The following is a 23,381-nucleotide window of genomic DNA, read 5'->3' as shown; positions in this document are numbered from 1 at the left end:
TTGATTGAGGGCCATGCGGCATCCCACCTTCGTGGACTCATCGATCACCACGCGTAGTGGGGATGCCAAGGTCCACGGCCGTATACTGCCCATGGCCCCGATCGAGCTGGTGGAGCTTCTCCTCGACGCCAGTCAGGCTGACCTGGAGACCTTCGACCTCGCCGAGCCAGCCTTCCGTCTCGGCTTCGGCGATTCGGGCGATCAAGTTGTCGCGAATCTCGGCAAGCCGTGCCCGTTGGGACGGGTCAGGTCGCAGAAGGGAGCATCTGACACAAGCGTGTTCGTGGATGCAGTCGGTGCCGAACGCCCTGCCGCAGGTACCCACCGAGAGCTTGCGGCGCTCGAAGTGGCCGAGGAAGGAGTCCCACTCCTCTGAGGTCGGGACCCGGTATTCCTCGCTGGGCCGCAGGGCCCGGCGGCGGGCGATGAACGCGTGGTGGGCCTCGATGGCCTCGGTGGGATAGACCGCCTTGTAGCCCATCGTGGTGGAGATGTTCTTGTGAAGTTTCCCCGTGATCCTGGGGGAAGCTTCAACCCGCGCGTACTCCACTATGGAAGACGGTGCCGTCCGGCAGGAGCTTCACCGTCCGCGCGGTAGCACGGCCGGCGTACACGGCGTTCGACGCGGCGTAGATCGTTCCGACGTGCCCGGGCATCACCAGGACCCCTGAGGCGGTCCGGCGCGGGACAGGATCAGCGAACGAGACGACCCCCCGTACGCCGCGGGCGAGAAGGTGCTCGAAGCGGCGGGCGAGGAACCACGACTCGGAGTTTCCGGGGCATACGTCCAGCAGGACGAATCGCGCGCACACCAGTGACTCGGTGTACGGTTCCTTCTGCGCACCGGAAACAGCCATCAGCACAGCACAAGGCCCAGTTTTCCTACAGGTCTATGGGTTGACCCACTGGGGCGGGCCTCTTTCGTGCCTGTCAGCCGGTCTTGCCGCCAGTGAGGGCGATGTCCAGGTGCGCGAGCAGTGTGTCGAATGTGGCCAGCTGTTGTGGTTCGAGACGGCCGAAGCGCTGGCGAAGTACGTGCGTGCCCGCTTCTTCCGCGGCCCTTAGTGCCGTGCGGCCGATGTCGGTGATGGAGACGGTCTTGCGGCGGCGGTCCTCGGGGTCGCCGGTTCGGGCGACCATGCCGAGGCGCTCCAGGCCCTCCACGATCTGGGTGACGGAGCGCGGTGCTTGGCCGAGGGAGGCGGCCAGCTGCGCTTGGTGGAGCGCGCCGCAGTCGGCCAGTGCCTGAAGGACCTTGGTGCGGGACAGGGACAGGCCGGCGGTCGTCAGCATGTGCTGGTCGACCTGTTCGCGCAGGCTGTACGCGAGGGTCAGGAAGGACAGTCCCACCTGCTCCGGGGCGCTGCCCGCCGTTGTTGATTCGTGCTGCTCCATGGTTCGGGTATCCTCGCACAACATAATCATGAGGTACCTCACGAAAGGGGTTGTGGGATGAATCGTCCCGTCGCCGTGATCACCGGAGCCACCTCCGGACTGGGCCGCATCGCCGCCTTCGAGCTGGCCCGCCGGGGCTACCGCATCGGCGCCGTGGCCCGCTCCCGCAGCAAGGCGCAAGCCCTCGTCACCGACCTGAAGGCGGTGACCGACGAGCCCGTCGACGTCTTCCACGCCGACCTCGGCCTGCTCTCCGACGCCCGCCGCGTAGGCGAGGAGATCGCCGCGTGCTACCCGCACATGGACGTCCTGGTTAACAACGCCGGCCTGCACGCCTTCGCGCAACGCGTCACCACCGAGGGCCTCGCGGAGATGACGGCGGTGAATTACCTCGGCCCGTTCGTCCTGACCGAGGCGCTCACGTCGAAGCTCGGCGCCTCGGCGCCGGCCCGGATCGTCAACGTCGCCTCCGAAGCGGCCCAGCAGGCGAAAACGATCGCCCCGGCCGAGGATCTGCGGCGCACCGATCCCTACACCCGGCGGGAGTCGATGTCCCTGTACGGGCGCACGAAGCTGATGACCATCATGTGGACGCAGGAGCTGGCCCGCCGCCTGGATGCGGACAAGGTGACCGTGAACTGCTGCGACCCCGGCTTCAACGCCACCGGCCTGGGCCGGGACCTGCCCGGCTCCGCAGTCCTGCAGCGGGTGCTGAATATCCTGAGGATCGGTGATCCCCGCAAGGGCGCCGGCATCATCGTGCGGCTCGCCACCGACCCGGCGTTCGCGGGCACCACCGGCGGCTACTTCTCCGCCCGCGACGCCCGCCCCCTGCAGTGCCCCGAACCCGGCCGGGACCTCCGCGTGCAGCGGGAGCTGTGGGACGCGACCGCGGCGCTTCTCACCGCCCACCCGGCCGGCTGAGACCCGGGACGTCCGCCTCAAGGAGGACACCGCCCGGTACCGGGGTACCGCCCCGGGCGCGGATTCGTCCTCCAGTAGCTCTTTTCGGCCGCAGGCGACTTCTACGTTCATGGGCGGAGCCTGTCGGGCTCGCCCTCACACATCCGTTTTCCCTCCTGGTGGGAGTAATTTTCGTGGCCACCTTTCTCTACCGGCTCGGCCGGCTCGCCTTCCGGCGGCGTCGGCTGGTGCTGCTGGCGTGGATTGCGGTGCTCGTCGCCGCGGTCATCGGTGTCAGCAGCGTGTCGGGCAGTACGACGGACGACTTCACGCTTCCCGGAACCCAGTCCCAGCAGGCCATCGACCTGCTGGAGAAGGAGTTCCCGCAGGCTTCGGCCGGCGGCGCCACGGCCCGGGTGGTCATCGAGGCTCCGGATGGGCAGAAGCTGACGTCCGCCGCACACAAGCAGGAGGTGGAGTCGCTGGTCGCCGACCTGCGCAAGGCACCGCAGGTGGCGAACGTCACCGACCCTTTCACCGCCGGCCTGGTCAGCTCCTCGGGCAGCATCGCTTACGCTCAGGTGATCTACGCCGTCCCGCAGGCCGACATCACTCCCGCCGCGTCGGACGCCCTGCACCAGGTGGCGGACAAGGGCGAGAAGGCAAGTCTGAAGATCAGCCTCGGCGGCAACGCGGTGCTGGAGGAGGAGCAGAGCAACGCGGCCGAACTGATCGGCCTGCTGGTCGCCGCCTTCGTCCTGGTCAGCACCTTCGGTTCACTGGTCGCGGCCGGATTGCCTCTGGTGTCCGCGATAGTCGGCGTCGGCATCGCCCTGTGCGCCATCACCGTCGCCTCGTCGTTCGTGGACATGGCCTCCAACGCGCAGACCCTGGCGCTCATGCTGGGTCTGGCGGTGGCCATCGACTACGCCCTATTCATCGTCTCCCGCTACCGCACAGAGCTGCGTGAGGGGCACACGCCCGAGGAAGCTGCCGGGCGTGCCCTAGGGACCGCGGGCTCGGCGGTGGTCTTCGCTGGTCTGACCGTCGTCATCGCGCTCGCCGGTCTGAGCGTCATCGGCATCGCGATGCTCACCACCATGGGCCTGGCCGCGGCCTTCGCCATCACCGTCGCCGTGCTGGTCGCGCTCACTCTCCTGCCGGCCACGCTGGGCTTCATCGGTACCCGCGTGGCTCACGGCCGCCTCACCACACGCCGGGTACGTGCCGAGCAAGCACGGCCGGCGCGTCACGATGGGCGTTCGCTGGGGTCGCTTCGTCACCCGCCACCCCTGGAAGATGCTGCTGGCGTCGGTTATCGGCCTGGGCGTGCTGGCCATCCCGGCACTGTCGCTGCGGCTGACCCTGCCCGACGACAGCATGGCCGCTCCCGGCAGCACCCAGCGCGTGGCCTACGACACGCTCAGCAAGGGCTTCGGGCCGGGCTTCAGCGGCCCGCTGACCATCGTCGTCGACGCTCGGGACAGCGACGACGCGAAGATTGCGGCCGCGGACACCTCCGCCATGCTGGAGGGCCTCGACGACGTCGCCACCGTACGGCCCCCGGTCTTCAACGAGGCCGGTGACGTCGCCCTGATCACTGCGGTGCCGAGCAGCCCGCCCACCAGCCAGGAGACCGTCGACCTGGTCGGCGACATCCGCGAGGGCAGCGACGCGGTGGAGAAGGACAGCGGCACGCAGGTGATGGTGACCGGCACGACCGCGCTCAACATCGATGTCTCCGCCAAGCTCGGCGGGGCCATGGTGCCCTACCTTGCCATCGTCGTCGGCCTCGCGCTGGTCCTGCTGCTCCTCGTGTTCCGCTCGGTCCTGATCCCGATCAAGGCCGCGGCCGGCTTCCTGCTCAGCGTCGTCGCCACCCTCGGCGTGCTGGTCGCCGTGTTCCAGTGGGGCTGGCTCAAGGACGTCTTCGGTGTCGACGAGACCGCCCCCATCGTCAGCCTGCTGCCCATCCTGCTGATCGGCGTGGTCTTCGGCCTGGCCATGGACTACGAGGTGTTCCTTGTCTCCGGGATGCGCGAGGCGTACGTCCACGGCGCCGGCCCCACCGAAGCGATCGTCACCGGGTTCCGCCACGGCGCCCGCGTGGTCACCGCCGCCGCCATCATCTTGATCTCGGTGTTCGCCGGTTTCCTCCTCGACGACATCGCCCTGGTGAAATCCATCGGCATGGGCCTTGCCACCGCGGTCCTCTTCGACGCCTTCGTCATCCGCATGACCCTCGTCCCCGCGGTGATGACCCTGCTTGGCGCACGGGCCTGGGCACTTCCCCGCTGGCTCGACCGCCTCCTGCCCAACGTCGACGTGGAAGGTGAGAAGCTCCGCCGGGTACTGGCCGAACGCGAACGCCAGACCCGTATCCCCGCCCAGAACGACCAGGAGCCGACGGCGCCCGCGCCCCTCGGGTAGGCACAGCCCCGGCACACCCCGACCCCGCCTGCCGGCCCCCCGAGGGGCGGCAGGCGGTCCCCGGGGCCCGGACAGCACACCGTGCACCGCACATCGGCTGTCCGGGCCCCTTTGCCCCCGCCTGCCGGTTCATGCTCGCCGAGGAGCGGCGGGCGGCCTGCCCGGACAGCGGAAAGGCCCCCACCTGCCATGAGCGAGCCGACCCCCCGAGAACCTGTACGCGGCACCTCGCCCCATGCTTCCCGGCTTCCGCAGTCACTGACCAACGACCCCGACCACCGCGTCACCGTGTCGATCATCAGCGGGGTGGCCGCCTGGCGGATGCTCGACCGCGACCACCCCCGGCTGCGGCTGTGGGCCGTGCCCGTCTTCTGCGCCGTCCTCGGACTGCCCTCCCTGCTCAACCCGGCCAACCGCACGCACCTGCCCAGCGAGATCGTCCTCACCCTCGCCTACACCGTCCCTCTGCTGTGGCGGGAACACCGTCCCGGCCTGGTGTTCGCGATCACCACGGCCGTCTCCGTCCTCGCGCTGCCGCTGAACGTCCTCAACGGCGCCGACGCGGCCCGGATCGTCGCGCTCTACAACGTCGGCCGCTACGGTAGCCACCGCCAGCTGGTCCTCGCCTGCACGGTCACCGCTGCCCAGCTCGTTCTCTGGATCGTGGCGTTCTGGGGAAGCGGCCAGCTGCAACACGCCAAGCGCCCGGAAATCGTCACGCTGCTGGCCATGCTCGCCGTGACCGCCTGCGCCGGACTGGCCCTCACCGGACCTCTGGCGAAGGCCTACATCGTGGCTCTGGAGACCAAGAGACCAGCAGACCCGCCTGGCCGCAGCCTGGGAACGCACCCACATCTCCCACGAGATGCACGACATCCTCGGCCACACCCTCGTCGTCATCATCGGCCTCGCCGACGGAGCCGCCGCTCTGGCCAGATCCCGCTCGGGACGTCGTCCTGATGGACGTCCGGATGCCCGGTGTCAACGGCATCGAGGCCACCCGGCGCATCGTCGAGTCCGGCGGCCGCTCGCGGGAACGCCTTTGACACCGTGCTCCGGCAGACCCTGGAGGAGTGGAAGGTACCGGCCGTCGACTTCGCCGAGTACGACCAGTACGCGGCCGACATCCGCGCGGGGAGCCGCCCCCGTGCGGGACGGGGCAAAGGCGTACGGTCGGTCCTGCACTCCGCCTTCACCACCGCACTTGCCCGGTACTGCATCGAACACGACCTGCCTCATCTGGGGTTCATCGTGCTCGACTCACCGGTCGTCACCTACCGGGAGCCCGTGGGCGAGGACGTCGACATCACCGGACATGTCGTCGACCACTTCTACCGCCACATGGCTGCCTTCCCCGGCCAGGCCATCATCATTGAAAACGGCGACCCGCCGACCGACGTGCTCTCCTGCGCCACCTCCTACCGCTTCACCGGATCAGAAGAGGGCAGGCCCGGCTTCTTCCCCACCGCCTTCCCCGCGCCCCCGGGAAACGGGTAACCAACGGCCCTCAGCCCGGCACCGACTCCTACCGCCTCGCCCTCGCCCAAGCCAGGGCCGTCGCTCAGGGCACTACGGCAGGCTGACCCGTATGCTCTGCCCTACTGGTGGAGTCCCAGTTATGGACTACCGACGGTCGGCGGGGAGGCTCTTGATCATCTCGCCGTTGACCAGGATGACGAGACAGCCGCAGCCACCGACGCAGTATTCGACCTCACCTTCAGACGTGCGGTGGTGGGACCTTAGCGTCCACAACTGCGTTTCCGCCGGAGTCGGCTCGTGGCAAACGGGGCAGCGGTCGTCCGAGGACGTGACCGCGCATGCGGGAGTCATGCCACCAACATGGCGTCACCGTCTAAGACACTTCAACCATTACATCGGGCGGGGCTCACTCGGACGAGCGCCGGGGTGATCCGCAGGTCCGGCACGCCGAGCGGCGCGGCGCACAGACCACGCGCCGGCCAGGACTACCAGTGCCATGGCGCACAGTTGACGTGCTGTGAGCTGCTCGTGCAGCAAACCGAAACCGACCGCCGCCGCCACGGCGGGGCTCAGTGCGAGCAGCACTCCGAAGGCGCGCACATCGATGCGCCGCAGTACCGTCATATCCAGCGAGTACGGGATCAGGGAGGACAGGAGGGCCACCATGAGCCCGGTGCCGAGGACGGCAGGGTGGGCTGCCACCGCGCCACCCTCCGTGACGGCGGTGACCGGAGTCAGCACGCAGGCGCCGCTGGCCAGCCCCAGGGTCAGGCCCGTCCAGTCGGGGAACAGGTGCCCGACCCGCCGGCTTATGACCACATAGCCGGCCCGGCACAGCGCGGCGGCGCCCCCCAGCAGCAGTCCGACGGCGGAGAGCGAGGCTCCCGGGGTGGCCAGCATGAGTACACCCACAAGCGCAAGCACCGCCACCGCGAGGTGCTCGAGCCGACGGGATAGAACGATCGACAAGGTGAGCGGCCCGAGCAGTTCCAAGGTCGCGGCCACCCCGATCGGCAGGCGGCTGATGGTCTGGAAGTACGCCAGGTTCATGGCCGCGAAGACCAGACCAAGCGAGATCGCCGCCCGCCACTGCACAACCGTGACCTCCCGCAGTCGCGGCCGGACCAGTACCCACAGGATCGCGGCCGAGAAAAACAGCCGCATACCGGCCAGCGCCGTGGGGCCAACTGTCCCATAGGCATCCTTCGCCACGGCCGAACCCGCTTGCAGGCTCACGATCTGAGCCAGCATCAACGCCGGAGCCGTCGCGGCGCCCTGCCACGGTGCGCGGGAAATCTTCACCGTCATGCTCCTGCGCGTCCTCTCCGTGGTCACCGCCGTGCTGGCCCCCGGCCTGCCGCCGCGCGCCGCTACAGCTCGGACGCCACACGATGGTGTAATTACTCTATGCATTTCAACCATTACGGTGGGGAGGCCGCCCGGCTGGCTGCGGACCTGGTCAACCTGACCGCGCCACCACCCCCCGAGCACCTGGAACCACTACTCGCCACACACGGCGTGGTGCACCGCACACTCACCGCCGCGCAGACCGAGACGATCTGGACATGGAGCCGACGCTTGGCCGCGTGCTTCGGGCGGCAGGACCTCGAAGAGCGGTGCCAGGCCGTCAATACACTTCTCGCCGACGCCTCCAGCAGCCCCCGGATCTCCCTGCACGACGGCCAGCCCCACCTGCACTACAGCACCACTGACGCCGACGCAGCCGCGCACATCCGAGCCGTCACCGCAGCCGGACTCGCCTACGTCGTGTGCTCCGCCGGCGCCGAACGGCTGGGGCGCTGCGCGCGCCACGCCTGCGGTCTGGCATTCGTCGACACCTCCCGCAACGGCCGACGCGCCTACTGCTCCGTGCGCTGCGCCAACAACGACGCCGTGGCGCGTCACCGCGAGCGGATCCACGGTGACGCCCGGCCGTCAACTGCACGGAAGACCCGGAGAACGTGACCGTCCGGGACGCCGCCACTTCACTTCCCACGGCAAACGGCACCGCTGGCCTCAGCCACCGACAACACACCCCTCGCGGCGTCTACCGGCCGTTCCGCCGGGACGACGATCCGGAGCGGTGGGCCCGCATGGTGTACGACCCTGTTGTCTCCCACCCCCGGGCGTCTGTTTCACGGGGTGTCGACGGTGACCACGATGGTGACGACGGCAGCGAGCACGCCCATCGCTGTCAGCGGCCGCCAAGCAGCTCGTGCGTCCAACTCGGGCCCGGCTGGGAAGGGCGTACGGGCCGGCACGTAACCCCACCACTTTCGGGGGACGTCTTGTCAGACCGGGCCCCTACCGTCCGTGGCGGACAGGTTGCTCGCTGCGGAACGAAGGAGATAGCGATGGTGTTCGTCGGGGTCCATGGAGAGTGGGGACGCATCGACGTCACCCAGGCCGACCTCGGCTGCGGGCAGGACAGGGAGAGCATCTACAAGACCAAGCCCGCCGCGCCGCTGACCTGCTACGAATGCGGCTGGCAGCTCCACTTGGTCCACAAGACTCACAACGCGTACGACCTGTGGTTCCTGCGGCACGCCAACAACGCGCCCCACTGTCAGGCCAAGGCTGTCGGCGAGGGCATGGCCCACCACCTGCTCAAGCTCGACCTCGCCCACCACGCCCGGGCGGCCGGCTGGAGTGCCGAGTACGAAGTCGCTGCCCCGGACGGCTCCTGGCGCGCGGACGTGATGGCCACCTCTCCGGACGGCAGCCGCTGCGTCGCGCTGGAGGCGCAGATGGCGACCATCCCGGTCACCGACATCGAAGCGCGCACCGACCGGTACCAGTCGGACGGCGTCGAGGTGTGCTGGTTCACCGACCGCAAGACCGTGCCCTGGCTGGACAACGTGCCCTCGGTCCAGATCGCCCGGCCTGACGACGGCGGCCCCGTTCAGGTCACCGCCGGTCCCGCTCGGTTCGTCCCCGAGTGGTGCGAAGACCGCGGGAACTGTGGCCTGTGTGAATGCGAGGACTGCGGCGCGGGCGTCGACGGGCCGCTGCCGTGCGGCGGCCACGGCAAGTGGCCGATGGCGAAACCCTTTCCCCTGGAGCGGTTCGTCGCCGCAATCTGTGCGAACACCACCCGCCCGCACCGGCTGCGCGCAAAGGGCTGGGGTGATGACGGCAAGTGGCGATGGATCACCCGTGCCTACTTCGACCTGGAGGAAGAACAGGTCCAGGCTGAAGCCAGGCGCCAGCAGGTCATCGCCCGGAAGGTCCAGCCCGAGCGGCGGCGCCGGGAGGCCCAGCGCACGGCGGAGCAGGACCACCAGGCGGCGATCAACGCCCTGCTCCAGCGCCAGCAGGCGCTGACCAAGCCGGTGGTCGAGTTCGTCTACCACGAGGCCGGAACCTATCCGCAGGTCGCCAAGCACGGCACCCCTGACTTCGCCATGGGCGTCCCCGTCTACGTCAACGGCGCCCTGTACGCCGTTATCTGTCCCGTCGCCAGCCGCGTCTCCGCACTCCGCGACCGCCTTGCACCACTGATCCTGTTCGCCACCACGGAACGCGAACGTCAGCGCATCGCCACGCAGGCCCGCCCCGGCCAACGCATTGAGGTCATCGAGGTCGACCTGACCACGGCGGTCCCGGTCGTACCGCAGCAGCGGGATGCGGGCAGCCTCACCACCAAGCAGGCGGTGAACCGGATGATGGGTCTGGACCGCAGGTAGAAGGTCTCCGGTCTACGCCTATCGCAGCGGCCAGGCAGGATGCTGGCCATGGCATCTGAAGTCATCAATGCTCTCGTCAGCCCCGAGGCGGCAGCGGCCGCCATCGCGCTGATAGCGGTGCCTCTGGCCTATGCCGGGGCCCGCGCTGGAGGCAGGGGCGCCCATCTGGGGCCTGAGGACGCTGCACGGCAGGAGCACAAGCGGGACGCGTACGCGTCTCTCCTCTATGAGGCTGACGCCTACGCCCGACGCGCCCGGTCCATCCATGTCGATCAATGAAGCGTTAGCTTGTCTTTTAACGTGCGGTCCAGATCCAGCCCAGTGGGGTGAGGCCGAGCGCGCGGGCGACGGATTGGGAGGCATGGTTGTCTGCGGTGGTGCTGTAGAAGAGCACGGCCTTGTTGCGGTGCTCACGCTGGGACCAGGCGGCTACGACGGTCGGTGCGAGGCGCTTGCCGCGGAAGTCGGGGCGGGTCCAGATGCCTGCCTCTGCGGCGGTGGCGTTCGACGCGGGTGTGAAGCAGATCGACACCGGCTTCCGTTCGTGGACGGCCATGGCCCACTCGCCCATGCGCCCGTTGATCAGTTCGTTCCACTCGTCGGGCTGCCAGTTGTCCGGCCGGATCAGGTGTTGGGCGGTGCGCTGGCCGTCGGCGGTGGAGACGATGATCGGCAGCGGGGCTGGGTCTGGGACGGCGAGACGGTCCGGGAAGACGAAACATGGGCCGCCCTCGACGGACACCGTCCGGTCGTCAAGGGATGCGACCAGACAGTGAAGTGCGTCGGGTAGACGGCTGGGGCTGTACTCCTGCTCCATGCCGTCGATGGAGCTGGGGACCGCGAGACCGGGCGAGAGCGCCAGGAGACGTGCGTGAGGGGACCATGCCCACACCGCGAGCACGGAAGGATCTCTGAGGGCTGCTTGCGGGGTGTCCGGGTCCGGTGCGAGGCCGTAGTTCGCGTCGACCTCCAGGGCCAGCAGGTGTCCTTCGTCCCAACTCATGGCAAGAGGCTAGCTTCGCTGGAGGGCCCGGGCAGAACAGTTTCCTCCAAGGAGACAGTAATGCGGCCCTGGTGTGATCATGTGCGCCGTCGAGACGCTGGTGATCAACCAAGGTCGTGAGAGTGAGTCTGCTGAACAACTCTGCCCGCATCGAGTCCCTGATGATGTTGTCCCGGTTCCGGACCGACTTCTACGGTTGCTTACCCGCCCGCGGGGATGCGCTGTTCGAGCTGACCGACGCGATCCTGTGTGCCGACGGGCCGGTGAGGTCCCTGGTAGGGCTGGCTCTGGCCTCAGAACACCGCCGTGGGCACGGTGCTCTCTATGCAGGCCTGAATCAGGGCCGGGTGGATGTGGGCCGACTGCGCCGGGCGCTGGTCTCGGTGCCGTTGCCGAGGGCATCTGACGGGCATCTGGTCCTGGCGGTGGACATCTCACCGTGGCTGCGTCCGGACGCTGACACCGCCCCCGACCGGTGCTTTTGCCACACATACGGGTACGGCGAGAACAAGCACCTGATGATTCCGGGCTGGCCGTACTCGGTAGTTGCCGCACTGGAGACCGGGAGAACGTCGTGGACAGCGATCTTGGACGCCGTTCGCCCGGCGCCGACGTCGCGGCGGTGACCACCGCGCAGATCCGGGAGGTCATCGAGCGGCTGGTGGCCTCCGGCCAATGGACGGACGGCGACCCAGACGTGCTGGTGGTGGTCGACGCCGGTTACGACGCCCCGCGGCTGACCCACCTGCTGGCCGACCTGCCCGTTGAGATCCTGGGCCGGACGCGGTCGGACAGGGTGATGCGTCGGCCGACGCCGCCGCGGGTCTATGACCCCAAGGGGGGCCGGCCGCCCAAGCACGGCGGCGAGTTCGTCTTCGGCCAGCCCAGCACCTGGGGTGCCGAGCACGTGGTGACAGTCACGGACACCCGCCTCTATGGGAAGGCGACCGCGCAGGCATGGGACCGGCTCCACCCCCGGCTGACTCGCCGGGCCGCGTGGATCGAGCACTCCGCTGAGCTGCCCATTATCGAGGGCACCGTGATCCAGCTGGAAGTGTCCCACCTGCCGTCCGGCACCAAGCCGAAGCCGGTCTGGCTGTGGTGGTCCAAGACCGGTGCGACCGCGGCCGACGTCGACCGTTGTTGGCAGGCGTTCCTACGACGGTTCGACGTCGAGCACCTTCCGGATGATGAAGCAGACACTGGGCTGGACTGCCCCCAGGCTCCGCAGCCCCGAGGCTGCTGACCGGTGGACCTGGCTCGTCATCGCCGCCCACACACAGCTCCGACTCGCCCGCCCGCTGGTCCAGGACTTACGACACCCCTGGGAGAAGCCGGCCCCGCCGGACCGGCTCACCCCAGCCCGAGTCCGGCGGGGGTTCAGGAACATCCGTCCGACAGCCGCATTCCCAGCGGGAGCACCGAAACCCTCACGACCAGGCCCCGGCCGACCACCAGGCACCCGGAACCGGCACCGAGCAACCCGCCATGACGTGGGCAGAGGTCTCGCCACCGGCCAGCCCTACCAACGACCCACCCACCACAAGGTCGGCACCAAGCCACGGCGGATCAGTTAAAAGACAAGGTTACTGATCCACTCACGCTTACTCATCGGTAACGGTCTTCTTCGCGATGCGGCCCCGAAGTGTTCAGCATCCCGTTCGCGGCCGTTGGGGCATGCGGGGCCGGTGCCGATGTCGTGTCGGTTTCGCAACGTTCATGCCTTCTTTCCGCGGCGTCTCGTCACAGCCAGAAGTTCCGCCGCGGGGCCGACGGGGACGCGTCCCGAAGTCCAGACGGCTCGCAAGTCACGGCGTAGATCGATGCCCTCGACCTCCACCGACACAAGGCGGCCATCGGCGAGGTCGGCCGCTACCGCGAGCTCGCTGATCACTGCCGGGCCGGTTCCGGCGATCACGGCATTGCGCACGGCGGTCGCCGACCCCAGCTCCAGGAGAGGCAGCGGTTCGCCCACACCGGCCTTGCGCAGCGCCTGGTCCAGGGTCTCGCGGGTGCCCGATCCGCGTTCGCGCAGCACCAGCGGCGCGGCCACGAGCTCGGCGACGCCCAGCGGGCGACGGCGGCGCGTCCAGGGGTGCCCCGGGGCGACCACCACGAGCAGCCGGTCGCGGGCGACCTGCCGGGCGGACAGCCCCGCCGGGGCCCGCGGCGACTCGACGAACCCCAGGTCCACCGCTCCGCTGCGGAGCAGATCCGGAACCTGTTCGCTGTTGGTCACCTGGAGACCGACGTACAACTCCGGCCGAGTGCGGCGCAGCTCGCCGATCCAGCCCGGTACCAGACACTCGGCCACCGTCATGCTGGCCGCCACCCTCAGCTCGGCGTCCCGCTTCGTACGCAGCGCCTCCGTGCCGGTCAGCAGCCCCTCCATCTCCTGCAGGACCCGCTGCGCCCAGCCCGCCACGGCCCGGCCCGCGTCGGTGAGCTGCGATCCCCGCCGCGTCCGGTCCACCAGCACCAGGCCCAGCCTGCGCTCCAGCATGGACAGCCGCTTGCTCGCCGACGGCTGCGTAAGACCGAGCCGCGCCGCCGCACCGCTCAGGCTCCCCACGTCTCCGACCAGGACGAGCAGCCGCAGTGATTCCGGATCCGGCAATTGGCTCATAGCTCCAGGGTATGGGCCGGACCCGGTCGGCGGTCATTCCTCTTGGCTATGACCTCCTCACGATCTCGGGGCTACAACCGTGGTCCGGAGCGCAGCAGAGTCGAGGCCATGAGCGAAGATCTGGACTGTCCGGTCCCCGCACGGCCGGAGGCCGAACCGGCGCGGGGGTCGTCCCGGCCCGCCGTGGCCTCTCTCGTACCCGGTCTGGCCCTTGTCCTGGCCCTCGCGGCGGCGGGCACGGCGGTGGGGAAGGCGTTCCCGCTCGTCGGCGGCCCGGTGACCGGGATCGTCCTCGGCGTGCTGCTGGCCGTCCTGAAGAGACCAGGAGCACGGCTGCGCCCCGGCATCGGTTTCGCGAGCAAGCGGATCCTGCAGGCTTCGGTCGTCCTCCTGGGCTCCCAACTGTCGCTGACCCAGATCGTCCATGTGGGCGCCGGCTCGCTTCCAGTGATGATCGGCTCGTTGGTGGTCTGTCTGGCCGCCGCATACGGCATCGGCCGGTGGTTCGGCATCGTCGGGGACCTGCGCACGCTGATCGGCGTGGGCACGGGCATCTGCGGGGCGTCGGCGATCGCGGCGACCGCCCCCGTCATCGGTGCCGCCGGAGTCGAGGTGGCCTACGCGGTCTCCACCATCTTCCTGTTCAACGTGGCCGCCGTGCTCACCTTCCCGCTGCTCGGCCACCTCCTGGGGATGAGCCAGCACAGCTTCGGCCTCTTCGCGGGGACGGCGGTCAACGACACGTCCTCAGTGGTCGCCGCCGCCACCAGCTACGGCCGGACCGCGGCGGACTACGCGGTCGTCGTCAAACTCACCCGCAGCCTCATGATCATCCCCATCTGCCTGGGACTGGCCTGGCTGGTGCGACGCCGCAACCGTGACGCGGCGGAGACCACGGCCCGTCCCCGGCTTCAGGTGCTCAAGCTGGTACCCGGGTTCCTGATCGGCTTCCTGCTGATGACCACGGCGAACAGCCTGGAGTTCATCCCGGCCGCCGCCCACCACGGACTCAGCGAGCTGTCGGTCTTCCTCATCACCGTCGCGCTCACCGCGACAGGACTGTCCACCGACCTCGCCGCGCTGCGGCGCACCGGCCCCCGACCGCTCATCCTCGGTGCCTGTCTATGGGTGGTGGTCTCGGTCACCAGCCTCGTTCTCCAATTCCTGACCGGTTCCCTGTGAGCGGGAGTCCTGCGGGAGTTCGGCCGTGTCGTAGCGGCCGAACTCCGCGTATCCGCCGAGGCGATACTGGTCTCGGCCGCGACGTCAGCCTCCGGCGGGGAGCCTGGTCGTGAAGTCCGCGAACCAAGCGAGCATCTCGGGGTGGGTGATGGCACCCTCGGCGCTCACATCGGCGGCGCGGGCACCCTGAATGATGCGTTTGACCGGGACCTCCAGCTTCTTCCCGGTCAAGGTACGCGGCACGGCGGCTATCTCAACGACGGTGTCCGGAACGTGACGCGGCGAGAGCTGGGCTCTGATCGACGTCGTGATGGCGTTCCGGAGTACGTCATCGAGGCTCTCCCCTTCGGCGAGGACGACGAAAAGGGGCATGAAGTACCGGCCGTCCGGCAGTTCGGCACCGACGACGAGACTGTCCGCGATCTGCGGGAGCCGCTCGACAACCGCGTAAATGTCGGCCGACCCCATCCGCACGCCCGTGCGGTTGAGGGTTGAGTCCGAACGTCCCGCCACCACGACCGACAAGTCCGGGTCGACCGTGACCCAGTCACCATGACGCCAGACTCCGGGATAGGTGTCGAAGTAACTCGCCAGATAGCGCCGGTTCTCGGGGTCGCCGACGAAACGCAAAGGCATCGAGGGAAGCGGCGCGGTCACCACCAGTTCCCCCTGCTCCCCGGCCAACGGCTGTCCGGAGGAATCCCATGCGTCCAGAGCGACACCGAGTGCGGGACACTGGATCCGGCCGACCCGCACCGGCAGCAGCGGAGAGCCTCCGGCGAGGACCGAACAGATATCGGTCCCGCCACAGATCGACTGCAGCCAAGCGTCCGGAGCGAGACGGTCGTAAACCCAGTGCCAAGCGCGTGCGGGAAGCGACGAGCCCGTCTGCAGGATGGAGCGCAGAGCGCTCAGGTCCATGTCCGCTGCCGGGTGTGCGTCCGCTTTCTCCGCCGCGACCAGGTAAGCCGCCCCCACTCCGACCATCGTCGCGCCTGTCCTCTCGGCGACCCGCCAGACTCCATTGACGTCGGGATAGGTGGGGCTGCCGTCGTACAGGACGATGGTGGCCCCGTGCAGCAGGCCCGCGACCATCAAGTTCCACACCATCCAGCTGGTGGACGTGTGGAAGAGGTAGCGATCGTCGCTCCGCAGGTCAACGCCGAGGCCGAGCGCCTTGAGCAGCTCGACCACAATGCCACCGTGGCCCTGCACGATGCCCTTCGGCACACCGGTGGTGCCCGATGACCACAGGACCCACAGTGGGTGGTCGAAGGGGACGTCCGCGAAGTCGAGTTCCGCCGGGTTCCCGAGCAGCGCGGACCAGGTGTGCGGCACCACATCAGGTCCGTGCGGCCATGGCACTGCGGTGGAGGACGGGTAGATGTGGTCGACCGCGATCAGATGCCGGACCGTGGGCAGCCCCTCCACGATTTCGGCGATCGCCGAACGTCGGTCGAACTCCTTGCCCCCATAGCGGTAGCCGTCGGCGGCCACCAGAACCGTCGGCTGCGCCTGCCGCAGCCGCGCGAGCACACTGGGCGTACCGAAGTCCGGCGAGCACACCGTCCACACCGCGCCCACAGCGGCACTGGCCAGCAACGCGACGACGGCGTGTGACGTGTTCGGCAGGTAGCCGGCAACGCAGTCACCGGGCCTCACGCCCATCTCTCGCAGAGATGCGGCGACGGCCGCGACGTCGCGCCTGAGCCGCGCCCACGACGTCTTTGCCGGAACGCCGTCTTCAGAGACGCTGATCAGCGCCGGGCGTGCGTCCGTGGCACGGCCGAAGCATTGCTCGGCGAAGTTCAGCCGGGCGCCCGGGAACCAGCACGCCCCGGGCATCGACGGGTCGGCCAGCACCGCGTCGTAGCCGCTGACTGCGTCGAGGCCGTAGAACTCCCACACCGCCGACCAGAACGCGGGCAGGTCGGTGGTGCTCCATCGCCACAGCCCCGTGTAGTCGGAGAAGGACAGTCCTCGTGACTCGCTCAGCCAACGCATAAAACCGGCGACGTTAGAGCTTTCCGCCGTCGAGCGGCTCGGGGACCACAGCAGTTCGGTGTCGGTGCTCATGAGTGCCTCCATGGGCGGGGTCGTACGGACGGCTCCCTCCCGCGCGGGGGCAGGAGGGAGCCGGAGGGCGGCGCCGTCATACGCCATACGGTCTTGTCGGGCGGGACTCGGCCGAGCTCGCGGACGAACTCCTCGGCCCGCGGCCATTCGCCGTAGCCGGCGGCAGGGTTGAGGTGTCCGACCGGTCCGACGTCCACCAAGCGGCTGCCCCATGCCCGTGCGAGGTCGGTGACGCTCTCGAAAGTGGCCAGGGGATCGTTCGTGCTCGCTGCGACGATGCTGGGGAACGGCAAGGGTGTCCGCGGGGTCTGCGTCCAGCCGTTCTCACGCAGGGCTTCCAGGGTGGGGTAGCCCTCCGGCAGTGGCGTGTCGAAGTCCGGCGGCGCCGCCAGCAGCGCGCCCAGGATCGGACGATGGTGCCGCTGCGCCCAGTGCACGGTGGTCAGCACGCCGGCGCTGTGGGCGATCAGAACGACCGGGCCACCGATGTCCGACAGCGCCCCCTCCAGGGCGGCGACCTGAGTGTCACGGCTCAGTCTGCCGGATTCCAGCGGCGGAACGGTGCGGGCGTCGCCGAGCTTGTCGGCGAGGATGGTCTGCCAGTGGTCCGGCACATGATCACGCAGACCGGGGACGATGACGACCGTCGGCGATGGGGTGATGCTCATGACGAATACTCGGGGGTCGGGAACGCCGGGTCGGGGAGCAGCCCCATGCGGCGCAGATCTTTTTCGTAGGAGAACCTGCCGATGGCGAAGGCCACGCTGCCTGCGAGCGCGACCAGCGGGACCACCCGCAGCGCGCCTAGCAGACCCCAGCGGTCCGCGAGCATGCCTGTCACCGCGGGCCCCGGGGCAAGCCCAAGCAGACTGTTGGCCAAGGTGAGTGTGGCCATGGCCGTCGCCGCGATGGTGGCCGGGGTCAGCCTCGCCACCATGGCAGCCGCCGGGCCGGCAGTGCCGCCGGCCACCAGGGTCCCGACAGCGATCAGTATGAGCTGCGGCGGCCCGGTCGGCAGCTGGAATGCGGTCATCAGCAGAACGAGCGACCCGAGGCTGCAGGTGATCGCAACGGTCCACTTCCGGATCCCGGCCCTCTTGCTGAGGCGGTCCGCGGCGACCCCGCAGAGGATCATTCCCGTGCCGCTGAGCACCGCAAAGCCCCCGGCAGCCAGTCCGGCCTTCGCGGTAGCCATGTCGTAGTAGCGGTTGAGGAAGCTGGGCATCCAGGCCAGTAGGGCCCCCGCGATGAACATCTGGGCTCCGCTGCCGATGTAGGCGCAGATGACGGAGACCGAGGAGAACAGCCGCCGCAGCTGGGGCCCGAGGGGAGCACGTTCACCGGACCGGCCGCTCTGCTTCCTCGCGGCCGACCCGAGCTTCTTCTCGGTGACCACGAGACCGTAGACCGCGGCCAGCACCAGCCCGATGGCCCCCATGACACCGAACGCCCAGCGCCAGCCGTACGCCTGGCCTATGACGCCGCCGACCGACACGCCCAGCACGGATCCGAACGACCCTCCCGCTATGAACGCGCCGGAGAGCGTGGCCCGCAGACGGATGGGGAAGACGCTGAGGACCACCGCGATACCGACACTTCCGTAGGCCGCCTCTCCGACGCCCACGGCGAACCGGCCCATGAACATCTGCCCGTAGCTGGCGGAAACGGCGCAGCCCAAAGTCGCCAGACTCCACACCACTGCGGCGATCACCAGGCTCTTGACCCTGCCCCACCGGTCCGCCAGGAGCGACAACGGGAAGGTGAGCACACCCACCATCAGGGCCACGATGCCGCTGAGCGATCCCAACTGGGAGTCGGAGAGCAGCCATTCGGCCTTCAGCTGAGGAAAGACGGCGTTGAGGACCTGCCGCGACATGTAGTCGGACAGCAGAAGCCCGAAACTCAGGGCGAACACCAGCCAGGCATAGCCGCGGGATACGGCCGGTGTGACGGGAGACGTCTCCGGCACCGTCGTCGCGGTCGTTTGTAGTCCCATGCGCGTCACCTTTCCGTCGTCGGCCGGGGCTCAGAAGGTTGGGTCACCGACGATTCCGGCGCGCTCCATCTTGCGGACGGCGGGCCAGTAGTCCTGGACTGCGTAGTGCTGTGTGGAGCGGTTGTCCCAGATGGCGAAGCTGTTGTTCTGCCAGCGCCAGCGCACCTGGTACTCGGGGACGGCCGCCTGGCTGATCAGGTAGTTCAGGAGATGGCTCGCCCCGGGCGCGTAGTCCTGGCCGAAGCGCACGTTCTCGGGCGTGTGGTAGTTCACGAGGTGCGTGGTGAAGGCGTTGACGAAGAGAATCTTCTCGCCGGTCTCGGGGTGGGTACGCACCACCGGGTGCTCCGGGTCGGGATACTGGGCCTTCAGCTGGTGGCGTCGCTCCATCGGCATGCAGGCGCCGAAGGTCGCTTCGATGCTGTGTCGTGCGCGCAGGTCGGCGATCTGCGTCTTGATCTGCTCGGGCAGCCCGCGATATGCCTCGGCCATGTTGACCCAGATCGTGTCGCCGCCCACCTCGGGCCCCTCGACGCAGCGCAGCACGGCTCCCATGGGCGGGGCCTCCCGCCAGGTCGCGTCGCAGTGGAGCGCGTTCTCGTAGTGCTCGGGCTTGCTGTCCAGGTCCTTGTAGATGCGGACCAGCCCAGGGTTGTCCGGGTCGCTGCCGAGCACCGGGTGGTCCTCCAGCGGGCCGAAGCGCGAGGCGAAGGCGACGTGCTCGGCGCGGGTGATGTCCTGGTCGCGCACGAACAGGACCTTGTACTGCAGCAGCAGATTCTTGATCTCGGCGAACAGGTCGTCGTCGCGTGCGGCGTCGCCGAGGTTGACACCGAAGAGTTCGGCGCCGATGGTGCAGGTCAGCGGCTCAATGGTGAGGGAGGTGCGGAGGACGCTCGGGCGCACCAGGGCCGGCGCGTCGTCTTTCGCCGTGGGGATGGTCTGGGGCATGGTGCTCACTCCTGGGGTGACTGAGGGGGGCACGGTGTGCTCAGAGGACGAAGATGGAAGATCCCGTCGTTCGTCCCGCCTCCATCTCGCGGTGTGCGTGCACCGCGTCCTGGAGGGTGTAACGCTGGTTGATCTCGATCTTGATGCGGCCGGCCGCGACATGTCCGAACAGCTCACCCGCCAGGGCGGCCCGTTCGGCCGGTTCGGCGATGTAGTCGGCCAGGGCGGGCCGGGTCACGAACAGCGAGCCGTGAATGGCCAGTTTCATGGCGTCGAGCGGCGGGACACCGGAGGCCGTGCCGAAGCACACCAGCAGGCCGCGGCGCTGCAGCGAGGCCATGGATCCGGCGACGGTGTCCTTGCCGATGCTGTCGAAGACGACCGGGACACCCTTGCCGTCGGTCAGCTCACGCACCCGCTCGGCCACGTTCTCGCGGCGGTAGTAGATGATGTGGTCGCAACCGTGGGCGCGGGCGATCTCGGCCTTCTCCTCGCTGGAGACGGTGCCGATCACGGTGATGCCGAGCAGCTTGGCCCACTGGGAGAAGATCAGGCCGACGCCGCCGGCCGCCGCGTGGAGCAGTACGGTGTCACCGGCCTTCAGGGGATGGATCCGGCGCAGCAGGTAGGACGAGGTGAGGCCGCGCATGGTCATCGCCGCGGCGGTCTCGCAGTCGATCCCATCCGGCAGCTTGATCAGCGAGTCCGCGGGCATGACCCGCTCCGTGCTGTACGCACCCAGCGGGCTGCCGGTGTAGGTCACGCGGTCACCCTCGGCGACATGCGTGACGTTCTCGCCCACTGCCTCGATCACACCGGAAGCCTCCACACCGAGCCCCGCGGGCAGCGGAGCCGGGTACAGGCCGGTACGGAAGTAGGTGTCGGCGAAGTTGAGTCCGACGGCGACATGCCGGATCCGTACCTCGTCCGGGCCTGGGTCGCCGACGGTGACCTCTTCCCACTTCAGGACGTCTGGGCCACCGGCCTCGTGGAAGCGAATGGCATGTGCCACAAGTTGCTCCGTTTACTCATGTACGGGGTGGCGGTCACGGGCCGAGGGCGGAATCGGCCGGGGCGGATGCCGTGCGGGTTCCGCGACCGCCGCTAACGGGTTGGGTCAGTTTTTGATGTCGCGCAGCATGGAGCCGCGCCGGCCGGGACGGCGGTTGGGCACCATGCCGAGCTGGGCCAGGGTCTCGTCGGTGTTCGAGTACCACTCGCCGAGCTTGTAGATCTTCTTCGCCTCCTGTCCGGTGGCGACCTCCCGGCCGATCGCGTTCGCGATCTGGACCATCTGCTCGACCTGCGCCACGGACGACATCCGCTCGCCCTTGCGCCGCCACAGGTTGTCCTCGTTGCCCACCCGCACATGCGTGCCAAGTGCGATGCCGACCGCGGTCATCGGCGCCACCGCCCGCATGGATGCCTCGATGGTGAGCACGGCGCCGTCCGGGACGCGGCGGATGAACTCGATCAGGTCGGCCGGGTGCCGGCCGGCGAACCCGCCGCCGATGGCGACGTAGTTGAGCACCAGCGGGCCGTTGTAGTCGCCCTTGCGGATCAGCCGCTCCACGGTCTCCAGCTGTGCCATGTTGGCGAGCTGGAAGTGCGGCTGGATGTTGTTGGCGCGGAGTCGCTCGAGGTGCTCGAGGTAGAAGTCCGGCCCGGCTTCGACCACCATGTCCCGGTAGGCCTTGTAGTACGCGGGCTTGGAGATCGAGGTGCCCTCGATGTCCTCGTTGTCGAAGAGTTCGACGATGTTCATCTGGTTGGTGTTGATTGCGATCGTGACCTGGTCCGGATGGGGGGTGATGTCGGCCAGCATGTGGCGGGTGTCGTAGCTGAGCCACTTGGCGTCGCCACCCTCGTCCTCGGGGGCGAACGAGATCGACCCGCCGATCTGCAGGACCATGTCCGGCACGGCCTCGCGCAGCCGGGCCATCAGCTCGTTGAACATGGACATGCGCTTGGAGCCGTGGCCGTCCAGCTCGCGCACGTGGATGTGCAGGACCGTGGCGCCGGCGTTGTAGCAGTCGACCGCCGCCTGGACGTGCTCGTCCATCGTGAGCGGGAGGTCGTCGGCATCGCCGGGCAGCCACTCCGGCCCGTAGGGTGCGGCCTGGATGACCAGCTTCTCCTGGTTTTCCGGGTACAGGGAGTCATCGAAAAAGTGCACGGTCCATCTCCTTTGTCGGATGGTCTTCACCCGCCGCGCCATACGTCACTGCCCGCGATGCGAGAGCTGAGGAGGACGGCGAGGATCGAAGCGGGATTGCGGACGGGATTCCCGGGCTCGCCAGGGACCCGGATACGATCGGCGGGGTCCCGGCGGGGAGCATGCTGCCGCGGGCGCCGGGCGGGGGTTCCGCTCGCCCTGGTGAGGCAAGGCGGTGTCCCTTGCGGTACGGCAACGTTAAGGGCCGGTTACGCCACCCGCTTTACCGTCGGTGACATCCGACTTATCACTTGGGGACCGGCCCGAGCCGAGGCGACGGATCGCCGTCGCCTGGTGGTCACTCCTCGCCCGAGTGCCGCTGCCTCGTCCGCCGGTTACGCCACTCCCTGGGGCTGCAACCGAACCGCTGGCCGAACCACCGTGAGAAGGCACTCGGTGCGGCGAACCCCAGCAGCCCGGAGATCTCGGTCAACGAGCGGCGCTGGTTCGCCACAAGCTGCTCCGCGAGCTGAGCGCGCGTCGCGTTCAGGAGGGAGGAGAACGACTCGCCCGAGGCCGACAGATGCCGGTGGACGGTCCTTCGGTCGACGCCGAGGCTGGTGGCGACCTGCTCGATCGAACAGCGCCCGGTCGGCAGCAGAACTTCGATCAGCTCGCGCACCCGGTCCGGTACGGTCGTGTCCCTCGAGACCGCGATGGAGTCGAAATACTGCCGCGCGTAGGCGTGGAGCAGCGGATCCGACATGGGGTTGGGAACGCTGAGATCACTTGCGTAGAAGACGATCCCGTTGAATTCCCGGTCGAATTCCACCACGGGGCCGAAGGCGCGCCGATGTGTTCCGGTGTCCGCCGGTGCGCCGTGGGTGAAACACACGGACACCGGCTGCCACCGAGCACCGAGGAAACCGCGGAGGACCTGGTGGAACACGCCCACGGCCAGCTCCATGGCCTGGCGGGCGGGCATGGCCTCACCCGGCTCCAGGGCCACTTTGAGAGTGGCCAGGCCATTCGTCTCGGAGAGCCGACTGTGGAGCATCTCGTTGTACATGTACTCGTGGCGGACGAGAAGCTCGAGCGCGCTCCGGACATCCGGCTCCTCGCGTATGACCAGGCTGATGGGGCCGAGGTTGGAGAGGCGGCGACGCTCGGCCAGGAGCAGGCCGAAGTCCTCGCGGCGCGAGGCCACCGCCGAGAGCTCGAACAGCTGGGTCACGGCCACTCCGGAGATCCATCGGTCCTGGACCGCGAGGCCGACGGGGTCCAGACCCACCCGCTTCATCAGCTCCCGCGGGTCGATGCCGAGCGACCGGCTGAGCTCGACGTAGCTGTTCAGCGCCGCGTTGCGGACCAGGGGCTTCATGGGCGTACTCCAGGGGTTGTCCCCAATTGGTAAGTCATCGGTCACGCCAGGTCAAGCAGGGCGGCGCAGCTCGACCTAACGTTGCACCACCGTGAGAGCTCGCCACCCGGCGTTCACA

At 68.7% G+C, this 23,381-nt stretch carries 20 protein-coding genes and 3 pseudogenes; 10 read left to right on the top strand and 13 right to left on the bottom strand.

The genetic code is table 11. The annotated features are described in order from the left end of the window. Nucleotides 1-37 precede the first annotated feature (37 nt). The 3 genes from AS97_RS00660 to AS97_RS00650 all read right to left on the bottom strand — a co-directional run bounded on the left by AS97_RS00660 (nucleotide 38) and on the right by AS97_RS00650 (nucleotide 1,395). Nucleotides 38-481, bottom strand: coding sequence for an integrase (locus AS97_RS00660; RefSeq protein WP_247204180.1), 444 nt, complete (start codon nucleotides 479-481; stop codon nucleotides 38-40). A 49-nt stretch (nucleotides 482-530) separates the two neighbouring features. Then, nucleotides 531-857: a hypothetical protein gene (locus AS97_RS00655; RefSeq protein ID WP_247204179.1), complete on the bottom strand. Its 327-nt coding sequence runs from the start codon at nucleotides 855-857 to the stop codon at nucleotides 531-533. Between the two features lie 73 nt (nucleotides 858-930). Beyond that, nucleotides 931-1,395 (bottom strand): MarR family winged helix-turn-helix transcriptional regulator, encoded by a 465-nt coding sequence (locus AS97_RS00650; RefSeq protein ID WP_247204178.1) that lies wholly within the window; start codon nucleotides 1,393-1,395, stop codon nucleotides 931-933. A gap of 57 nt (nucleotides 1,396-1,452) precedes the next feature. Between AS97_RS00650 and AS97_RS00645 the strand changes: the two genes are divergently transcribed. The 5 genes and pseudogenes from AS97_RS00645 (at nucleotide 1,453) to AS97_RS00630 (ending at nucleotide 6,225) form a co-directional block, all read left to right on the top strand. Beyond that, nucleotides 1,453-2,319, top strand: a complete 867-nt coding sequence (locus AS97_RS00645) for an SDR family NAD(P)-dependent oxidoreductase (RefSeq protein WP_247204177.1) — start codon at nucleotides 1,453-1,455, stop codon at nucleotides 2,317-2,319. A gap of 173 nt (nucleotides 2,320-2,492) precedes the next feature. Further along, nucleotides 2,493-4,728 (top strand): annotated as a pseudogene (locus AS97_RS00640) (MMPL family transporter). 189 nt (nucleotides 4,729-4,917) lie between these two features. Next, nucleotides 4,918-5,688 carry a hypothetical protein gene (locus tag AS97_RS46625; RefSeq protein WP_247204176.1) on the top strand — a complete coding sequence of 257 codons (771 nt, stop codon included), beginning with the start codon at nucleotides 4,918-4,920 and terminating at the stop codon, nucleotides 5,686-5,688. Beyond that, nucleotides 5,676-5,762 (top strand): annotated as a pseudogene (locus tag AS97_RS46620) (DNA-binding response regulator); the annotation flags it as partial. The gene AS97_RS46625 and the pseudogene AS97_RS46620, both read left to right, overlap by 13 nt. Before the next feature lie 16 nt (nucleotides 5,763-5,778). After that, nucleotides 5,779-6,225, top strand: coding sequence for a hypothetical protein (locus tag AS97_RS00630; RefSeq protein ID WP_247204175.1), 447 nt, complete (start codon nucleotides 5,779-5,781; stop codon nucleotides 6,223-6,225). 372 nt (nucleotides 6,226-6,597) lie between these two features. On the opposite strand, the gene AS97_RS00625 is transcribed toward AS97_RS00630, so the two are convergent. After that, complete coding sequence (locus tag AS97_RS00625) at nucleotides 6,598-7,515, bottom strand: EamA family transporter (RefSeq protein WP_210564141.1); 918 nt, start codon at nucleotides 7,513-7,515, stop codon at nucleotides 6,598-6,600. A 99-nt stretch (nucleotides 7,516-7,614) separates the two neighbouring features. Between AS97_RS00625 and AS97_RS00620 the strand changes: the two genes are divergently transcribed. The 3 genes from AS97_RS00620 to AS97_RS00610 all read left to right on the top strand — a co-directional run bounded on the left by AS97_RS00620 (nucleotide 7,615) and on the right by AS97_RS00610 (nucleotide 10,172). After that, complete coding sequence (locus AS97_RS00620; protein ID WP_210564140.1) at nucleotides 7,615-8,172, top strand: CGNR zinc finger domain-containing protein; 558 nt, start codon at nucleotides 7,615-7,617, stop codon at nucleotides 8,170-8,172. Nucleotides 8,173-8,561: 389 nt separating this feature from the next. After that, the gene (locus AS97_RS00615; protein WP_210564139.1) at nucleotides 8,562-9,893 is read left to right on the top strand and encodes a competence protein CoiA family protein; all 1,332 of its coding nucleotides are present in this window, start codon (nucleotides 8,562-8,564) and stop codon (nucleotides 9,891-9,893) included. Between the two features lie 48 nt (nucleotides 9,894-9,941). Continuing rightward, entirely contained in the window at nucleotides 9,942-10,172 is a 231-nt protein-coding gene (locus tag AS97_RS00610) for a hypothetical protein (RefSeq protein WP_210564138.1), read from the top strand. A gap of 16 nt (nucleotides 10,173-10,188) precedes the next feature. Here AS97_RS00610 and AS97_RS00605 read toward each other — a convergent pair whose 3' ends face one another. Further along, nucleotides 10,189-10,896 carry a GNAT family N-acetyltransferase gene (locus AS97_RS00605; RefSeq protein WP_059147140.1) on the bottom strand — a complete coding sequence of 236 codons (708 nt, stop codon included), beginning with the start codon at nucleotides 10,894-10,896 and terminating at the stop codon, nucleotides 10,189-10,191. A 122-nt stretch (nucleotides 10,897-11,018) separates the two neighbouring features. On the opposite strand from AS97_RS00605, the pseudogene AS97_RS48840 reads away from it, so the two are divergent. Next, nucleotides 11,019-12,473, top strand: a pseudogene (locus tag AS97_RS48840) (NF041680 family putative transposase). Between the two features lie 140 nt (nucleotides 12,474-12,613). On the opposite strand, the gene AS97_RS00595 reads toward AS97_RS48840, so the two are convergent. Beyond that, entirely contained in the window at nucleotides 12,614-13,522 is a 909-nt protein-coding gene (locus AS97_RS00595; RefSeq protein ID WP_059147141.1) for a LysR family transcriptional regulator, read from the bottom strand. 108 nt (nucleotides 13,523-13,630) lie between these two features. Here AS97_RS00595 and AS97_RS00590 point away from each other — a divergent pair, with 108 nt between their 5' ends. Continuing rightward, nucleotides 13,631-14,704 (top strand): YeiH family protein, encoded by a 1,074-nt coding sequence (locus AS97_RS00590; protein ID WP_107119326.1) that lies wholly within the window; start codon nucleotides 13,631-13,633, stop codon nucleotides 14,702-14,704. 84 nt (nucleotides 14,705-14,788) lie between these two features. Here AS97_RS00590 and AS97_RS00585 read toward each other — a convergent pair whose 3' ends face one another. From AS97_RS00585 to AS97_RS00555, 7 genes are all read right to left on the bottom strand, one after another. Next, the gene (locus AS97_RS00585; RefSeq protein ID WP_086707190.1) at nucleotides 14,789-16,780 is read right to left on the bottom strand and encodes an acetoacetate--CoA ligase; all 1,992 of its coding nucleotides are present in this window, start codon (nucleotides 16,778-16,780) and stop codon (nucleotides 14,789-14,791) included. Further along, a complete protein-coding gene (locus AS97_RS00580) occupies nucleotides 16,777-17,448 on the bottom strand; it encodes an alpha/beta hydrolase (protein WP_210564137.1) in 672 nt (223 codons plus the stop codon). The genes AS97_RS00585 and AS97_RS00580 overlap by 4 nt, the downstream gene beginning before the upstream one ends. Beyond that, a complete protein-coding gene (locus tag AS97_RS00575; protein ID WP_086707184.1) occupies nucleotides 17,445-18,776 on the bottom strand; it encodes an MFS transporter in 1,332 nt (443 codons plus the stop codon). The genes AS97_RS00580 and AS97_RS00575 overlap by 4 nt, the downstream gene beginning before the upstream one ends. Nucleotides 18,777-18,806: 30 nt before the next feature. Beyond that, nucleotides 18,807-19,727, bottom strand: a complete 921-nt coding sequence (locus AS97_RS00570; protein WP_210564136.1) for a TauD/TfdA family dioxygenase — start codon at nucleotides 19,725-19,727, stop codon at nucleotides 18,807-18,809. Between the two features lie 40 nt (nucleotides 19,728-19,767). Further along, on the bottom strand, nucleotides 19,768-20,739 hold the full coding sequence (locus tag AS97_RS00565) for a quinone oxidoreductase (RefSeq protein ID WP_059147144.1): 972 nt from the start codon (nucleotides 20,737-20,739) through the stop codon (nucleotides 19,768-19,770). Between the two features lie 105 nt (nucleotides 20,740-20,844). Continuing rightward, a complete protein-coding gene (locus AS97_RS00560) occupies nucleotides 20,845-21,903 on the bottom strand; it encodes a 3-keto-5-aminohexanoate cleavage protein (RefSeq protein ID WP_059147145.1) in 1,059 nt (352 codons plus the stop codon). 337 nt (nucleotides 21,904-22,240) lie between these two features. Further along, nucleotides 22,241-23,263, bottom strand: a complete 1,023-nt coding sequence (locus AS97_RS00555; RefSeq protein WP_059147146.1) for an AraC family transcriptional regulator — start codon at nucleotides 23,261-23,263, stop codon at nucleotides 22,241-22,243. Nucleotides 23,264-23,381: the final 118 nt, after the last annotated feature.

This window comes from Streptomyces sp. AgN23 (assembly GCF_001598115.1).
GTDB classification, from domain to species: Bacteria; Actinomycetota; Actinomycetes; order Streptomycetales; family Streptomycetaceae; genus Streptomyces; species Streptomyces antimycoticus.
The sequence above is the reverse complement of the archived record's forward strand: the minus strand, read 5'-3'. Positions and strand labels throughout refer to the sequence as shown.

What these genes read in the sequence shown, in the direction of transcription:
- AS97_RS46625 (WP_247204176.1), top strand. Translation starts at nt 4,918, where the DNA reads ATGAGCGAGCCGACCCCCCGAGAACCTGTACGCGGCACCTCGCCCCAT.
- AS97_RS00610 (WP_210564138.1), top strand. Translation starts at nt 9,942, where the DNA reads ATGGCATCTGAAGTCATCAATGCTCTCGTCAGCCCCGAGGCGGCAGCG.
- AS97_RS00625 (WP_210564141.1), bottom strand. Translation starts at nt 7,515, where the DNA reads ATGACGGTGAAGATTTCCCGCGCACCGTGGCAGGGCGCCGCGACGGCT.
- AS97_RS00580 (WP_210564137.1), bottom strand. Translation starts at nt 17,448, where the DNA reads ATGAGCATCACCCCATCGCCGACGGTCGTCATCGTCCCCGGTCTGCGT.
- AS97_RS00655 (WP_247204179.1), bottom strand. Translation starts at nt 857, where the DNA reads ATGGCTGTTTCCGGTGCGCAGAAGGAACCGTACACCGAGTCACTGGTG.
- AS97_RS00620 (WP_210564140.1), top strand. Translation starts at nt 7,615, where the DNA reads ATGCATTTCAACCATTACGGTGGGGAGGCCGCCCGGCTGGCTGCGGAC.
- AS97_RS00645 (WP_247204177.1), top strand. Translation starts at nt 1,453, where the DNA reads ATGAATCGTCCCGTCGCCGTGATCACCGGAGCCACCTCCGGACTGGGC.
- AS97_RS00650 (WP_247204178.1), bottom strand. Translation starts at nt 1,395, where the DNA reads ATGGAGCAGCACGAATCAACAACGGCGGGCAGCGCCCCGGAGCAGGTG.
- AS97_RS00575 (WP_086707184.1), bottom strand. Translation starts at nt 18,776, where the DNA reads ATGGGACTACAAACGACCGCGACGACGGTGCCGGAGACGTCTCCCGTC.
- AS97_RS00590 (WP_107119326.1), top strand. Translation starts at nt 13,631, where the DNA reads ATGAGCGAAGATCTGGACTGTCCGGTCCCCGCACGGCCGGAGGCCGAA.
- AS97_RS00605 (WP_059147140.1), bottom strand. Translation starts at nt 10,896, where the DNA reads ATGAGTTGGGACGAAGGACACCTGCTGGCCCTGGAGGTCGACGCGAAC.
- AS97_RS00585 (WP_086707190.1), bottom strand. Translation starts at nt 16,780, where the DNA reads ATGAGCACCGACACCGAACTGCTGTGGTCCCCGAGCCGCTCGACGGCG.
- AS97_RS00660 (WP_247204180.1), bottom strand. Translation starts at nt 481, where the DNA reads ATGGGCTACAAGGCGGTCTATCCCACCGAGGCCATCGAGGCCCACCAC.
- AS97_RS00615 (WP_210564139.1), top strand. Translation starts at nt 8,562, where the DNA reads ATGGTGTTCGTCGGGGTCCATGGAGAGTGGGGACGCATCGACGTCACC.
- AS97_RS00555 (WP_059147146.1), bottom strand. Translation starts at nt 23,263, where the DNA reads ATGAAGCCCCTGGTCCGCAACGCGGCGCTGAACAGCTACGTCGAGCTC.
- AS97_RS00570 (WP_210564136.1), bottom strand. Translation starts at nt 19,727, where the DNA reads ATGCCCCAGACCATCCCCACGGCGAAAGACGACGCGCCGGCCCTGGTG.
- AS97_RS00595 (WP_059147141.1), bottom strand. Translation starts at nt 13,522, where the DNA reads ATGAGCCAATTGCCGGATCCGGAATCACTGCGGCTGCTCGTCCTGGTC.